The sequence below is a fragment of the Rhizobium sp. PvP014 genome (genome assembly GCF_017876855.1).
Lineage (GTDB): Bacteria > Pseudomonadota > Alphaproteobacteria > Rhizobiales > Rhizobiaceae > Neorhizobium > Neorhizobium soli.
Window position 1 is genome coordinate 905,588 of record NZ_JAGIOT010000002.1, and the last position, 15,088, is coordinate 920,675.

The 15,088-nt window shown below is 58.8% G+C and carries 14 protein-coding genes; 5 read left to right on the forward strand and 9 right to left on the reverse strand.

Annotated features, from left to right (window positions below; genetic code table 11):
- Positions 1-14 precede the first annotated feature (14 nt).
- Both J3A65_RS09070 and J3A65_RS09075 read right to left on the reverse strand, forming a co-directional pair.
- Complete coding sequence (locus tag J3A65_RS09070; protein WP_209900799.1) at positions 15-2,594, reverse strand: HWE histidine kinase domain-containing protein; 2,580 nt, start codon at positions 2,592-2,594, stop codon at positions 15-17.
- Between the two features lie 21 nt (positions 2,595-2,615).
- Positions 2,616-3,431, reverse strand: a complete 816-nt coding sequence (locus J3A65_RS09075) for an AraC family transcriptional regulator (protein ID WP_245341501.1) — start codon at positions 3,429-3,431, stop codon at positions 2,616-2,618.
- Between the two features lie 518 nt (positions 3,432-3,949).
- Here J3A65_RS09075 and J3A65_RS09080 point away from each other — a divergent pair.
- From J3A65_RS09080 to J3A65_RS09095, 4 genes are all read left to right on the forward strand, one after another.
- Positions 3,950-4,468 (forward strand): transcriptional regulator, encoded by a 519-nt coding sequence (locus J3A65_RS09080; protein ID WP_209900801.1) that lies wholly within the window; start codon positions 3,950-3,952, stop codon positions 4,466-4,468.
- 43 nt (positions 4,469-4,511) lie between these two features.
- On the forward strand, positions 4,512-5,129 hold the full coding sequence (locus J3A65_RS09085; protein WP_209900803.1) for a hypothetical protein: 618 nt from the start codon (positions 4,512-4,514) through the stop codon (positions 5,127-5,129).
- A gap of 283 nt (positions 5,130-5,412) precedes the next feature.
- Entirely contained in the window at positions 5,413-6,426 is a 1,014-nt protein-coding gene (gene dusA, locus J3A65_RS09090) for a tRNA dihydrouridine(20/20a) synthase DusA (protein ID WP_245341502.1), read from the forward strand.
- A 150-nt stretch (positions 6,427-6,576) separates the two neighbouring features.
- Positions 6,577-8,934 (forward strand): EAL domain-containing protein, encoded by a 2,358-nt coding sequence (locus J3A65_RS09095; protein WP_209900805.1) that lies wholly within the window; start codon positions 6,577-6,579, stop codon positions 8,932-8,934.
- 9 nt (positions 8,935-8,943) lie between these two features.
- Here the strand turns inward: J3A65_RS09095 and J3A65_RS09100 are convergent, their stop codons facing one another.
- The gene (locus tag J3A65_RS09100; RefSeq protein ID WP_209900807.1) at positions 8,944-9,546 is read right to left on the reverse strand and encodes a TetR/AcrR family transcriptional regulator; all 603 of its coding nucleotides are present in this window, start codon (positions 9,544-9,546) and stop codon (positions 8,944-8,946) included.
- 148 nt (positions 9,547-9,694) lie between these two features.
- Here J3A65_RS09100 and J3A65_RS09105 point away from each other — a divergent pair, with 148 nt between their 5' ends.
- On the forward strand, positions 9,695-10,084 hold the full coding sequence (locus tag J3A65_RS09105; RefSeq protein ID WP_209900809.1) for a RidA family protein: 390 nt from the start codon (positions 9,695-9,697) through the stop codon (positions 10,082-10,084).
- 41 nt (positions 10,085-10,125) lie between these two features.
- Here the strand turns inward: J3A65_RS09105 and J3A65_RS09110 are convergent, their stop codons facing one another.
- The 6 genes from J3A65_RS09110 to gcvH form a co-directional block, all read right to left on the reverse strand.
- Positions 10,126-10,383 (reverse strand): hypothetical protein, encoded by a 258-nt coding sequence (locus J3A65_RS09110; RefSeq protein WP_062457086.1) that lies wholly within the window; start codon positions 10,381-10,383, stop codon positions 10,126-10,128.
- A 196-nt stretch (positions 10,384-10,579) separates the two neighbouring features.
- Entirely contained in the window at positions 10,580-10,804 is a 225-nt protein-coding gene (locus J3A65_RS09115; protein ID WP_062458069.1) for a hypothetical protein, read from the reverse strand.
- A 117-nt stretch (positions 10,805-10,921) separates the two neighbouring features.
- Positions 10,922-11,167, reverse strand: coding sequence for a 30S ribosomal protein S21 (gene rpsU, locus J3A65_RS09120; protein ID WP_062457083.1), 246 nt, complete (start codon positions 11,165-11,167; stop codon positions 10,922-10,924).
- A 233-nt stretch (positions 11,168-11,400) separates the two neighbouring features.
- Positions 11,401-11,610 (reverse strand): cold-shock protein, encoded by a 210-nt coding sequence (locus J3A65_RS09125; protein ID WP_062457081.1) that lies wholly within the window; start codon positions 11,608-11,610, stop codon positions 11,401-11,403.
- A gap of 227 nt (positions 11,611-11,837) precedes the next feature.
- Complete coding sequence (gcvP, locus tag J3A65_RS09130; RefSeq protein WP_209900812.1) at positions 11,838-14,711, reverse strand: aminomethyl-transferring glycine dehydrogenase; 2,874 nt, start codon at positions 14,709-14,711, stop codon at positions 11,838-11,840.
- Entirely contained in the window at positions 14,708-15,070 is a 363-nt protein-coding gene (gene gcvH, locus J3A65_RS09135) for a glycine cleavage system protein GcvH (protein ID WP_062580646.1), read from the reverse strand. Before gcvH ends, gcvP begins: the two co-directional genes overlap by 4 nt.
- Between the last annotated feature and the right edge of the window lie 18 nt (positions 15,071-15,088).

Genomic DNA, 15,088 nt, shown 5'->3' on the forward strand with positions numbered 1-15,088 from the left:
CGCGAGCGCTTTCGTCAGCCATCTTCGACAGTCGCTTTCGTCAGCACCTGTTGCACGGCGCGCGCAAGATGATCACGCTCATAGGGCTTCTGGATGACGACCTCACTTTCCTTTCTGCGCGCGATCGCCAATTCGTTGCCGTAGCCGGTCGCGAAGATAAACGGCGTTCCTGCTTGCCCGAGCTTGGTCGCAAGATCGAAACTTGTGCCGCGACCGACATTGATGTCCAGCATAGCGAACTGGAAACTCTGCTTGGCAAGCAACTGTTCGGCTTCGGCAATAGTGGAGGCGAGGTGAACCTGAACCGCGCCCAGCTCGTACAGCAAGTCCTCGGCCTCCAGTGCGATGAGCATGTTGTCCTCGACCAGCAGAACCTGCGCATCGTGCAGTAGTTGCTTTGGGGGGACGCTGGTAGCTTTCAGGGTATCGGGCTCAATCATCGTCTGCGTCGGCGCCGGGTCTTCAGGCGCAATGATCACATAATTCAGCGGGATGAAGAAATCCGCTTCCAACCCGGCCAGCAGGAAGCGGACCTCGGCCGTTCCCTTCAGATCGAACGGAATCGTTTTCTCGACGATGACAGAACCAAACCCTCGCCGTGTCGGCGCAACCACGGCCGGGCCGCCGATTTCCTTCCATTTGATGTAGACGCCTTCGCCGTCGACCGAGTCGACGGTCACCTCTATGCGGCCGTTTGCCGAAAGCGCGCCATGCTTGCAGCTGTTGGTGACGAGTTCATGAACGACCAGCGCAATGGTCGACATCGCCTGTGGCTGCAGCAGTACGTTCGGTCCCTTCAAGGTAAATCGACCGCGTACGCCGTCATGTGCCGCGATCTCATCCTGAAAGATGCCGGCGAGCGGCGCGGGGCCCCAGCTCTGGCGCGTGACGCGGTCATGGGCTCGTGCGAGCGCCTGCACCCGTCCGCCGAGCGATTCGACATAGCTCGCGACATCAACGGCTGTATGGCTTGTCTTCGTCATGAGACTGCGGATCAGGGCAAGGATGTTGCGGACGCGGTGATTGAGTTCGGCAATCAGCACTTCCTGACGTTCGGAAGCACGTCGTCTCTCGTCGCTGGCGCCGTCCGAATAGCGCAGGATGACTTCGATCAGTGCCTGTCTGATCGCTTCGCCGATGCGCTGATCGCGATCGGAAAAAGGGTTGGATTTGCCGCGGACGAGTTCGGCGAATGCTGCGAAGCTTTTGCGGGGCGATATGCGTTCGCTCTCGGTGCCTGCTTCCGCTGGCTTTGCAGGATTGCCACCCCACCTGATCTCGCTCAGCCGCTCGCGGCGGAACAGCAAGATATAGTCGCGCGGAACCCGCGAGATGGGGATCGACAGCATGCCGGCGGCGCGGTCCGCTGTTTCGCTGCACGGCGCATGGACCGAAGCCAAGTTGTCGGTCGTGAAGACCCGGCTCGGCGAGGCGGCGTTCAGATGATGCGCCAGAGAGATGACATTATGTTCCGACGGAGTGGCCCCGTGAAGGTGAGCTTTGCCGCGACGGTAAATTGCGACACCATCGCAATCCAACATGTCGCGCGTCATGTCCTGCAGCCACTGAGCATCTTCCATCAACGATTCATCACCAGCAATCATCGTAATGACGCGATCAGCCAAAGCACGTGCGCGATGCTCGTGCTCCTCGCTGCCGCGCCGCAGACGGCTCTCCAGCATCATCGAATACATCGCGCCGAACAGTTCCGATGCGGTCCGCATGATGAAGCTTGGCAGGCGCGGTCCATTGGCATGGCATGCGATAAGCCCCCACAGCTTTTCCTCGACGACGATCGAAATGGATAGGGAGGCACCAACCTCCATGTTGCGCAGATATTCGATATGGACCGGAGAAACGGCACGGCTGATTGACATCGACAGGTCAAGCGGTGGCGTGACCGCGTCCGCGGGAGGCAATAACGCCACGGTCGGTGCTGCGACGTCGGCTATGATGCGGAAGGGGTTGCGCAGGTACAATTCGCGCGCCTGGCGTGGGATATCCGACGCGGGATAATGAAGCCCGAGGAAGCTGTCCACCCCGGCGCGTGTTGATTCCGCGATGACTTCGCCATGGCCGTCTGTGTCGAACCGATAGATCATTACTCGATCAAAGCCGGTGATCGCCAGGACCTGTCGGACCGCATCTCTGTGGAATTTCTCGATTAAAGGAACTTTGGTCAGACGCGCAGCCATTGCGCGAACCATCGAAGCCGCCTCCACCCGTTCGGTCTTCTGTGTCCGTTCGCCTTCGACAATCAAAAGATCGCCCTGAAAATGGATCGACAGATCGACGTTGGGCAATCCCTGCACCAGCTTCACGTCGAAGATTCTCTCTCCTGTCGTTGACGCCAAAATCGCCATCCGGTTCCGGATGTCGTGGAGCGCCGTCTCACTGATCCACGTGTCGAAGCGCGTGCCCAGGAGTTTCTCCGGTTTGACGTTGAAGAATGTTTCGCAGTTCTCGGATACGCGAACGATCGTCCAGTCGTTCGACATCGCAACGAGGAACGCGAAATTCTGGATCTCTTCGAGTCGCGTGATTGGCTCCCTATCGCAGACGATCAGACTGGCATCTGTGTACTCATAGCCCATTGGTGGCCCCCGCCATTTTGCCTAACGTTGCAGACGATATTTCAGCGGAGAGGTCCCCATCACCTCATGAAACGCCCTTCGAAACTGTGGTGTGCCCTTGTACCCGACTGCCCCGGCAATCGCGTCGATGGGCAGGTCAACCTGAGCAAGGAGCGTGACAGCTCGCGAGATGCGCCGCCGTTGAACAAACGAGTGTGGATTTTCCCCGGTCGTTGCCTTGAAGGCGCGGGAAAAGTGAAAACGGCTGAGCCCGGCAACAGCGGCCAGCTCGGCCAAGCCGACTGTTGCCTGCAGATGCCCCTCCACGAAATCCGTGACCGCGGCGATCTGTCGGTCCGACAGACGCCCCTGCCTGTCGGCCATGACCCCGAAAACCTCAAGCGATGCCAGAAGGCAGACGCTCTCCGCGTGGAGCTCGTCCACATGAGGCGCCCTGAGAACCGCTTCAAGCTTCTTAAGTGTGGCGCGTAACTGTGGATCGCGGGAGTAAGCGAACGGCGCAGGATCCCGCTCGGAATATCTACCAGCCAGATCGTCGCGGATCGCCTTTGGATCGAAATACATAGCGACAAATCGGTTGGTTCGTGGCTGAGGCTGGCACCAGCCCTCGATGCCGCAGCCTTTGGGCACGAAGGTGATCGTGTCGCGCAAGTCCTTTTTATGGAGCGTCGGAAGACCGTCCACGCGCAGCTCACCATCAGTGAGAGTGATGTCGTGCAACGCGAGATAGTGGTTCTCGCCACGGCTTCTGAAGTCATACGGTTCAGCACCGCTCAGCTCGACATACTCGGCCGAAAATCCGTTCAAGTCGAACGCCGCCCGTGCGACATGCGCCATGGCCGGCTCTGCAAAATCTATCTCAAGACCGCGAGAAGAACTCATATGTCTGACTAGCACGCATTTTGCTCGGATTAAACAAAATTTGCTACTGAAGAGTAGGGCCTGCACTTTGAGTGGCGACCTCGCACCTTCGCTGGCATCTCGGCGGTCCAGCGTCGACTTCCCGCGTAGAGGAGGCTTTCACCCCAAGACTCAGCCAATCTACGCTCCGGCCGGTTCCAATCCGCACCAACCTGACGACAACGCATTTTTGCCGTTTGTCTTTCGCCAGGCTCGAAATCTTGTTATCCGTGCAGCCACGCACCGGAATAGTCGCTCGGAAACCATGCCAACGCATCCTCCTAAAAAAGTCTTCGCCGTCGCACCTATGATCGACTGGACGGGTGAGAAATAAGACGTTGAAATTGCTGGATTATTTATTTTTGTAATAGCGATGGTGCAGTTCTGGTGCAGCCAACGCAAAGCGGCTGGTGGAAATGCTACCGATGGTGGATCGAATGAAAGGATGTTGTTGAGTGGCAGATAATCGCAGACCGTTCTCCGAAACCCACCCGCACCTGATCGGCTTCTCCGATTTTCTGGACGACTTCAACAAGGAAACCGAGCGTGGTGCAGCTCTCGCTGCGGCGGCAATGCTCGACGATCAGCTCGGCAAAGTCATCGAAGCGTTCCTCATCCCGAACAAGGGCAGCCAAGCGCTACTCAGCGGGTTCAACGCGCCACTCGGATCGTTCTCTGCCCGGATCGCGGCAGCCTTCGGGCTCGGGCTGATTTCGGAAGCCGAGTATCGGGAGTGTGAACTGATCCGAAAGGTGCGTAACGAGTTCGCACACCAGATCAGAGTGTCGTTTGCGACAGAGAAGGTTGTCGTTCTGTGCGCGCAGCTTCAGATGGCGGTGAAGCCCTACGCGGACGTGAAGGTCAACACTCGCGGCCAGTTCACTACCGCAGCGGTTGCGCTGGTGCTGAACCTAACAAACCGCCCTCACTATGTCGGGCAAAGGCGGCTTCAGGCTGTTGATTGGAAGATTTAGCCGTGAATAGATTCTTGCCATACGCTCCAATCAGGGATTGTGAATGAAAGACCTACAGGCAGCTACGGATCGCTTGTTTCGTGACTACGGCCGGCACTGCCAAGCGCCGAACGAGGACACGCTGTTTCACTTCCTGAACTCGCTGCATAGCTTCAGCGACAAACTCAAGCGTCACAGAAAAGGCGGTCTGCACGACTCTCCGAACTTCATCGGGCTGAAGGCGCTACGGAATCTTTTCCATCATGAGGCTGAACTGCTGAGCAAGATCAGTGTCGTCACCGATTTCGTGCAACCGGTCGTCGTTGAGTTGAGCCGTGTCTGCCTTGTTGACCGTTCACTTATTGAGCAAGCAGCCGCCGCTGAGGCGGCGCATGCGAAAAAGTATAAGCGCATCCCCGGAGACGTGGTGGGAGCATTCCGGTGGTACGCCCAGATCGTTGACATCGAGCCTGCCATCTTCAACGTTGCAGTCGATGCCTATGAGGCAATCAAAGAGATCGACATCGCACCGTGGTCCGACGCCTTTCAGATGTTCGAGGCGTGTTATGAGGATGAAGAAGAGAGTGGACGTGAGCATCGCGTAGCAGGCACCATCTCCTGTCACGCAGGAAACGTCAGCGAGCTTCTATGGAAGATGCACGAAAGTGCGGCGGCGGCGTGAGAAGTTAAATCCGGAGTCTCTTGGTTATCCCACTCTATGGTGCGGACCTCTTACGAGGTGGACGGGCGCTTACACCGGTCAGCGTAACCTTTCCACGGACGATAGCATAACGTGACGGTGCATTTGCAAGCACAGATCGCCGCTATCGTGGTGCAGTTCTTGGTGCAGCTAGGAAATTACGGCCCGTATGCTTTGAGTGGAGTCAAAGGGTTACGTGTGATAAAGAGTGGCCCAAAATGCCGCCAAGCACCTAGCCGGCAAAATGGTGCAGTTCTGGAATATCATGAAAAATCAATACCATAACGGAGAAAAAATCTTCGCTGTCGCCCCGATGATCGACTGGACCGATCGTCACTGCCGTTTCCTGCACCGGCAGCTGTCGTCGCGCGCGCTTCTTTATACGGAGATGGTCGTCGCCGATGCGATCATCCATGGGCCGCGGGAGCGGCTCTTGTCCTATTCGCCGGCAGAACATCCTGTTGCCTTGCAGCTCGGCGGCTCGAATGCGGAAAAGCTGTCCGAGGCGATCCGGATCGCCGGTGACTACGGTTACGACGAGATCAACCTCAATGTCGGATGCCCCTCGGACCGGGTACAGTCGGGGACATTCGGTGCCTGCCTGATGCGCGACCCCGCGCATGTTGCAGACCTCGTCACAGCCATGAAAAAGGTTTCACAGGCGCCTGTGACGGTCAAATGCCGCATCGGCGTTGATGATCAGGAGCCGGCCGACGTCCTGCCGGACTTTCTCGCGCGAATGATTGGTGCCGGTGCCGACGCGATCTGGATCCATGCCCGTAAGGCCTGGCTGCAGGGACTGTCGCCGAAACAAAACCGCGAGGTTCCTCCACTGGATTACGATCTCGTCCATAGGATGAAGCGTGAGAACCCGGATGTGTTTCTGGGGATCAACGGCGGTATTGCCGATCTTAAGCAAGCTGCTGAACACCTTGAGGTGATGGATGGCGTCATGCTCGGCCGCGCTGCCTATCACAACACCGGCTTGCTGGCGGGCGTCGATGCGCTTCTGGATGGAAGACTTGAGTATCCAGACCCTGACTGGCTGGCGCTGCGCGACGCGATGATTGCCTATGCGGATCAGGTTATCGCCTCCGGTGGCAGATTGCATCACGTGACGCGTCACATGGTTGGTCTGTTTCAGGGTTATCCCGGTGCGCGTCGGTTCCGCCAAATCCTGTCGTCAGAGGCGACGAAGCCTGGCGCTGGGACCGAAATCCTAACCGCTGCGTTCGCGGCAGTGGATTTGAGCTCCGGGCTTGAAAAGGCGGCCGGATAAGCCTTTTGGGATCGATATCCCGTACCCAAGGCGCGTTCTTAGACACGTGCATGCCGCCACTGTATATTATTATTTCCTTAAATATTAACACCTAATGTTTTGCTGACAAGTCGATGAAATTGTTCGTCGTGCGTTCTTGTGGTGGCATCCATGTTTCGAGTTCTCGAATGCGTCGTGGTTCAGCATGATCGAAGCACTGTTCTTCTCGCGGCCGGCATCTGCGTCGTCGGCATGCTCGCATTTTTTCTGATCCATAGACGGGCGATCGAGTGCAACGAACGTCGGCGGCGGATCTGGCTCCTTGTCGCCAGCGCCACGGGCGGGCTTTCCATCTGGTCGACGCATTTCGTGGCAATGCTCGCCTACCAGGGCACGATAGCGATCGAATTCGAGCGCGTCCTCACCCTTGTCTCGGCTCTGACTGCCGTCGCCGGCTTCTGGTTGGCGCTGCAGATTGCCGATCGATCGAAGACGGTTTCTTCGCTCGCAGCCGGCATGGTCGCCACGGTCACGGTCGCCGCCATGCACTTGATCGGCACCGAAGCGATCCGTGCCGCGGCCACGACCCGCTACGAAATGACGCCCATCCTGATCGGCTCTGTTGTCTCTTTCTCTCTCTTCACCGCGGCGTTCGCCTCCACGACGCTTCGAAGAAGCACCCTGCGCCTGATCTGTGCAGTCGCTGCCAGTGTTGCTGCCATTTGCATCCTGCATTTCACTGCAATGTCGGCGACCGAGCTGATCCCCGATCCGACGCTTCCAGAGGCCTCGCTCGACGGTGGCGGGCGGATCTGGCTCATTGGCGCGGTTTCGATCGTCATGAGTGTGATCGTGCTGACGACTGTTGCCGCGAGCTTCATCGACCGGTACCTGACGGATTTGCGTGGCTTCGCCAACGCGACGCTTGAAGGCCTCGCGGTGGTTCGCGATGGCCGCGTCATAGAGACCAATGCTCGCTTTGCCGAATTGCTGTTGCTGCGCGACCGCGACATTCTCGGCCGCGATCCCGATGATCTGCTGGTGGCAGCCGACGGTCTTCCGCTGACGGCTCAAAGGAATTCCGCAGTCGCTGCCACGCCGAAAGTGACGGACCGCGAGGTCTTTCTCGAGGTTGCCGTCCATACGATCGAGTATCGCGGTCGCTCCTGCCAGGTTCTGGCTGTCCGCGATCTGACCGAGAAGCGCATTGCGGAGCGCCGCATCGAACACATGGCCCGCCACGACGCTTTGACGGACCTTCCCAACCGTACGCTCTTCAACGATCGGCTCGACGGTGCCTTGAGGACGGCTGCGCTTTCCGGCGATGTGCTGGCGGTGCTTGCCCTTGATCTCGACCGGTTCAAGGCCGTCAACGACGTGTTCGGCCATGCAGAAGGCGATCGTGTTCTGATCCGGGTCGCCGATATCCTGCGGCGCTGTGTCGGTCCGGCCGATACGCCGTCCCGCATCGGCGGCGACGAGTTCATCATCCTCCAGACAGGCGTCGAGCAGCCGGCGGGCGCAAACCTGCTCGCCGAGCGTATCCTGGAAACCTTCCGCACCGAAATGAATGTCGCACTCGATCCCACCGCCGTGGGCGTAAGCATCGGCTGCGCGGTTTATCCGGACGACGGAGAAACGCCTGATGACTTGCGCAATGCGGCCGACATGGCCCTCTACAATGCGAAGTTCTCGGGACGTGGTACGGCAGCATTCTATTCCGCGGCAATGGACGCAGAGCTGCGCGAGCGGCGCGAGATCGAGAGCGAGTTGCGCTACGCCGTACTGCGCTCGCAACTCAGCATGGTATTCCAGCCACTCTTTGATGCCACAAGCGGCCTCTGCTCGGGCTATGAGGCCCTGATGCGGTGGAAGCATCCGCAATGGGGCAATGTTTCACCGAGCGTCTTCATTCCGGTTGCCGAGGAAACCGGCATCATCGTGCCGATCGGTGAATGGGCGATGCGCGAAGCCTGCAGGGTCGCCAGTACCTGGGATGACGGCCTGGCGGTAGCGGTCAACGTTTCGGCCATCCAGTTTCGCTTCCCGAACCTTGTCGACATGATTGCGTCGGCACTGGATGAGAGCGGCCTGGAGCCCCACCGGCTCGAACTCGAGATCACAGAGACCTCGCTGCTCAAGGATCGCGACACGACGCTCGCGACCTTGCTCCGGTTGAAGGCGCTGGGAGTCCATGTGGTGATGGATGACTTCGGCACCGGCTATTCGTCGCTCAGCAACCTGCACAGCTTCCCCTTTGACAAGATCAAGATCGACCGCAGTTTTATCAGCGAGATGGAGGAAAGCGACAGCGCCCGTGCCATCGTCAAAGCCATCATCGGTCTCGGCAAGAGCCTGGACTTGCCCGTCGTCGCGGAAGGCATCGAGACCTTCGGGCAGCACCGGATGGTGGTCGAAGACGGCTGCGAACAGCTGCAGGGTTTTCTCCTCGGCAAGCCGAAGAGCGAGGGCGAAGTGGAGATCCTCTCAGGAATTCGCAATCTTCCGACTTATCGCCGTCGAGGTTGAGGTGGGCGATCATACGGGCTGTTTCGTCAGCAACCCGCTGGCAAGGTGACGGAACGCTTCGACGGCTTTTTCCAACACGGCCGGCGGATCGTCGGCCGCAGCGATCCACAGTGCGGCGTTGAGTGCCGCACCGTTGATGAGACGTGCGGCGGCTTCCGCATCCATGCTCCTGACTGTCCCTTCGGCGATGAGAGCGCTGATCGTGTCCGCCGTGGTGCGCAGACAGGCGTTCTGATTGGGCCAACGCGATGGGTCGCCGAGGACAGCAGGACCATCCAGCAACATGATGCGCTGAATTTCCGGCTCCAGCGACATCTCGATATAGGCGACCGCCTCGGCAAGAAAGCCGTCCCAAAGTGTCCCGCCGGCGTGGTCTGCTGCAGCACGCATCCGCCGCAGCATCTCGGAATCGATCTGATCGATCACCGCTTGTAAAAGACCCTTCTTGTCTCCGAAATTATGGTAGAGCGCACCCCGCGTCAGGCCGGCGGACGCCGTGAAGTCGTCCATGGACGAGCTGGCATAGCCTTTCTCGGCGAAGGACTTGCGCGCCGCGCTGATCAGCTTGCCGCGCGTTTCTTCCATCATCGTCGTACGCTTGCTCGGCGCCATCGCTCACCCCCGGCTCGGATTCTTACAGCAGTTGACATACGCAACGTATCTGAGATACGCAGTTGCATACGGAGCGTATATCAAGATTGAAGTGGGCAGGGAAGGCTCCTGCAACGCCAAGGACGCAACAACCGATTGGAGACGAGCGATGATCGAACGAGAAGCAATTTTCCCCGCAGGCCGACAGGCCCTTTACGAGATCAACAAATACTCAGCCGCGATAAGGTCGGGTGATCTTCTCTTTGTGTCCGGACAGGTTGGCAGCCGTGATGACGGAACGCCGGAACCGAATTTTGAAAAACAGGTTCAACTGGCGTTCGACAATCTGCGTGCGGTTCTCGCAGCGGCAGGCTGCGGGTTCGACGACATCATCGACGTCACCACGTTTCACACCGACCCTGAAAATCAGTTCGGGACGATTCAGGCAGTTCGCTTGGGCATAATGGGGGAAAAGCCGTACCCGAATTGGACAGCGGTCGGGGTAAACTGGCTCGCGGGGTTCGATTTCGAGATCAAAGTGGTCGCTCGTATCCCGTAATCCCGAGCGAGCCTCGATTGCAGCACGGTCAGGGCCCAATATCAGGCTACGGCGAGTTGCCGTAGCAATCGCTTCAATTCGACCGATTCCGGCAGAGGCTCGGGCGGTTCGGACTTGAGGTTGTTGCGATCATTCAGTTCAAACTGGTACCAGTTGAAAAGACCCGATGCGACAGTCTGAGCCTCCTCGCTCGACACGTCCACATGTCTTTCTTCGCACCAGGCTTCCAGGAATCTCTGAAGAAGTTCGAGATCATCCGAACCTAGCACGATCGCCGATGAGGCGTTGTCCTGACACATTCTACCCTCGCATCCTTGACAGGCACTCTCCTGATATCGGCGTAGCCGGATGATCAGAAAAGACTGCGGGGCGTCTTTGAAAAGGCGACACCTGAGCGCTGCATCCCGGAGTATGCATGCGTCCCGCAGTGCAAGTTAACGCAGAACCAACGAATTGGTTCAATTCGGGAAAAGCAGTCGGGAGTAAAACGAAAGATTAGGAAGTCTTGACCGCGCGCTTGGTCTTCGTCGCCGCTTTTTTTACAGGGGCGGGGGCATCAGCGGTCTGCTGGAGCCGCAGAGCACGTAGTTTTTCTGTCTTCTTTTCACGAGCAATAACTTCGGCGTCCAGGATGTCACGCACCACGGAGTTGGTCTGCTCCGATTTGGCTTGTGCCGACATTTTCGCGGGCTTGAAGAACTGGTCCTTGGTCGCTGTCATGCTTTCCTCCTGGAGACGGCCGATGTCTGCCGTGGACCGCGAGAATGGCATAGACTGCCATCCTGCGATTGGTTGCGTGGCTCTGGCTTGTGCTCAAAACCACGCTCATGTCGGAGCCTAGCGGGCGCGAGCTACGATGACTTTTTTCTTCGGAGCCGGAAGCAGGCCTTCGCGCTGCATCTGCTTGCGAGCAAGCTTGCGCGCGCGACGGATCGCATCTGCTTTTTCACGTGCACGCTTTTCGGAAGGCTTTTCGTAAGCGCTACGAGCCTTCATTTCGCGGAAGATACCTTCGCGCTGCATCTTCTTCTTCAGGACGCGGAGAGCCTGATCAACGTTGTTATCTCTGACGAGTACCTGCAAAATATCTCCTTACGCGGCGAACCGCTATCTCTTGAAATTTGTCGGACGCGGGTTGATCGGGAAGCGATCTCACATCCGCTCTCTTTTCACCCATTCGAAGTTAAACCGTCTAGCACAGTAAAACCTCAGAATGGACGAAAAAACAAAAGGCCGGGAGATGAACCCCGACCTTCCACCATCATCGCCGCCTTCGTGCCAGTACATCCGTGGTCACGCGGGGCAATGACAAAACCTTAAGCAGCGCGCAGGTTGTCTGCGGAGCTCTTGCCAGAACGCTTGTCCTGGACGATTTCGTAGCTGATCTTCTGACCTTCGTTCAGGCCATTCATGCCAGCGCGCTCAACAGCGGAAATGTGAACGAACACATCCTGGCTGCCGTTGTCAGGCTGAATGAAACCAAAACCCTTGGTGCTGTTAAACCACTTTACAGTGCCGGTATCCATAACGATTTCCTTTCAATCGTAGTAAGTTGCCAACCCTGAAATACGGGGTCGGGGGTAGATCGACGTTGAGAGGAAATCAGAAAGAGCTCCAAGTTTTCCGGGAGCTGCGGACGAGTCGCTAGCAAAGTTCGATGAAACTCAAAATAGAGAATAATTGCATTTAAACAAGGGCTGCGCGAAAATATATACCGGAGAGGCCCAAAGCCCGGGCCTCTCCGGTATTCGTGTTACTCCGCGGCCTCCGCGTAGTCCTCAAGCGGCGGGCAGGTGCAGAGCAGATTGCGGTCGCCATAGACATTGTCGACGCGGTTGACCGGCGACCAGTATTTGTCGACACGGAAAGCGCCCGGCGGGTAGCAGGCCTGTTCGCGGCTATAAGGACGATCCCATTCGCCGACCAGGTCTTCCACCGTGTGCGGGGCGTTCCTCAGCGGGTTGTTGACCCTGTCCATGCGACCGTCTTCGATCGCACGAGCCTCTTCGCGGACTGCCAGCATCGCATCGCAGAACCGGTCGATCTCGGCCTTCGTTTCCGATTCCGTCGGTTCGATCATCAGCGTACCGGCAACCGGCCAGCTCATGGTCGGGGCGTGGAAGCCGCAGTCGATCAGGCGTTTTGCAACGTCGTCGACAGAGACGCCGGCCGAGGCGTTGAGCGGGCGGGTGTCGATGATGCACTCATGCGCGACGCGTCCGCTTGCGGACTTGTAGAGCACATCGTAGGCGCCCTTGAGCCGGGCTGCGATATAGTTGGCGTTGAGGATCGCAACCTTCGTCGCCTGCGTGAGCCCTTCGCCGCCCATCATCAGGCAGTAGGACCAGGAGATCGGCAGGATCGAGGGAGAGCCGAACGGCGCCGCCGAAACCGCACCTTCGCTGCCAAGTTCTCCGGCCCATTGCGGGTGACCGGGCAGGTGGCTTGCCAGGTGCGCCTTGACGCCGATCGGCCCCATGCCGGGACCGCCGCCGCCATGCGGAATGCAGAACGTCTTGTGCAGATTGAGATGCGAAACGTCGGAGCCAATGTCACCGGGGCGGGACAATCCGACCATGGCGTTCATATTGGCACCGTCGAGATAGACCTGGCCGCCATTGGCATGGGTGATCTCGCAGATCTCCTTCACCGTCTCCTCGAACACGCCGTGTGTCGAAGGATAGGTGATCATGCAGCAGGACAGATTTGCCGCATGCTGCTGTGCCTTGGCACGGAAGTCTTCGAGATCGATATCGCCGTTCTCGAGCACTTTCACGACCACGACCTTCATGCCGACCATCTGGGCCGAGGCAGGATTGGTGCCGTGCGCGGAGGTGGGGATGAGGCAGACGTCGCGATGCGTATCGCCATTGGCGATGTGATAGTTGCGGATCGTTAGCAGGCCCGCATACTCGCCCTGCGCACCGGAATTCGGCTGCATCGAGAAGGCATCGTAACCGGTGATCTGGCAGAGCTTTGCCGAGAGATCGTCGATCATCTCCTTGTAGCCGAGCGCCTGGTCGACGGGTACGAACGGGTGGATGTCGGAAAACTCCGGCCAGGTGATCGGCAGCATTTCAGCCGTCGCGTTCAGCTTCATCGTGCAGGAGCCGAGCGGGATCATGGCACGATCGAGCGCCAGGTCGCGGTCCGACAGGCGGCGGATGTAGCGGGTCATCTCGCTTTCGGCGCGGTTCATGTGGAAGATCGGATGGGTCATGTAATCCGATTTTCTGAGAAGTGCGTTGGGCAGGCGGTATTCGACCGCGAAGTCCGACACGTTGAAGTCGCCGCCGAATGCGCGCCAGACGGCTTCCAGCGTTGCCGGGCGGGTGCGTTCGTCGAGCGACATGCCGATCTTGGTTTCACCGACCTTGCGCAGGTTGACGCCTTCAGCAACGGCCGCCCGCATGATCACACCCTGCATGTGGCCGACCTCGACGGTGAACGTGTCGAAGAACGTATCGGGTTCGATCGTGTAGCCGAGCTTTTCGAGGCCCTTGGCCATCAGCACGGCTTTCTTGTGGACGGCCTGGGCAATCGCCTTCAGGCCTTCCGGGCCGTGGAAGACGCCGTACATCGAGGCCATGACGGCGAGCAGAACCTGCGCCGTGCAGATGTTCGACGTCGCCTTCTCGCGGCGGATATGCTGTTCGCGGGTCTGCAGCGACAGGCGGTAGGCACGATTGCCGCGGGCATCGACGGAAACGCCGACAAGGCGGCCGGGCATGGCGCGCTTGTGCGCATCCTTGACCGACATGTAGGCCGCGTGCGGGCCGCCGTAACCGACAGGCACGCCAAACCGCTGCGACGAGCCGATCGCGATATCCGCACCCATTTCGCCGGGCGATTTCAGAAGCGTCAGCGCCAGAAGATCGGCCGCCATAGCAGCGACCGCACCGGTCTGGTGCAGGCGGGAGATAAGGCCCGAGAAGTCACGCACTTCGCCGTTCGTGCCGGGATACTGGAAGATCGCGCCGAACACGTCCACCGGGTCGAGATCGGTCATCGGATCACCGACGATCACGCTCCAGCCGAGCGGGGCTGCACGTGTCTCGATCAGCGCAATCGTCTGCGGATGACAGGCGTGGTCGACGAAGAAGGCGGTTGCCTTCGATTTCGCCTGACGCTGGCAAAGCGCCATGGCTTCGGCAGCCGCCGTCGCTTCATCGAGCAGCGAAGCATTGGCGACGTCGAGGCCGGTCAGGTCGCAGATCATCGTCTGAAAGTTCAGAAGCGCTTCGAGGCGGCCTTGGGAGATTTCCGGCTGGTAGGGCGTGTATGCCGTGTACCAGGCTGGGTTCTCCAGAATGTTGCGCTGGATCACAGGCGGCGTCACGGTGCCGTAATAGCCCTGTCCGATCAGCGTGGTCAGCACCTGGTTCTTGTTGGCCGTCTCGCGCAGCTTGTCGAGCGCTTCGCGTTCGGTCAGCGCCGCACCCCAGGTCAGCGGGTTCTGCTGACGGATGGAGGCGGGAACCGTGGCATCGATCAGCGCGTCGAGCGACTTGTAGCCGATCACGGCAAGCATATCGGTCATCTCCGTCGGAGAGGGACCGATATGCCGTCGGTTGGCGAAATCGTAAGGATCGTAGTCGGTGAAGTGGAAGTCGGTCGAGTCACTCATCCGATCAGTTCCTTATAGGCAGCTTCGTCCATCAGCGCGTCGGCGTCGGCTACATTCTTGAGCTTCAGCTTGAAGAACCAGCCGGCAGCCTGCGGATCGGAATTGACCAGCGACGGGTCGTCGACGATCGCCTGATTGACTTCGGTGACTTCGCCATCGAGTGGCGAATATACGTCGGAGGCTGCCTTGACGCTTTCGACGGTTGCGGCATTGCCGTCCTTCACCAGCTCGGCACCGACTTCCGGCAGTTCAACAAACACGAGATCACCTAGCTGCTCGGCAGCATGGGTGGTGATGCCGACGGTGGCAACGCCGTCTTCGAGTTTCAGCCATTCGTGTTCGGCGGTGAATTTCAGCATGGGAATGTCCTCTTGAGG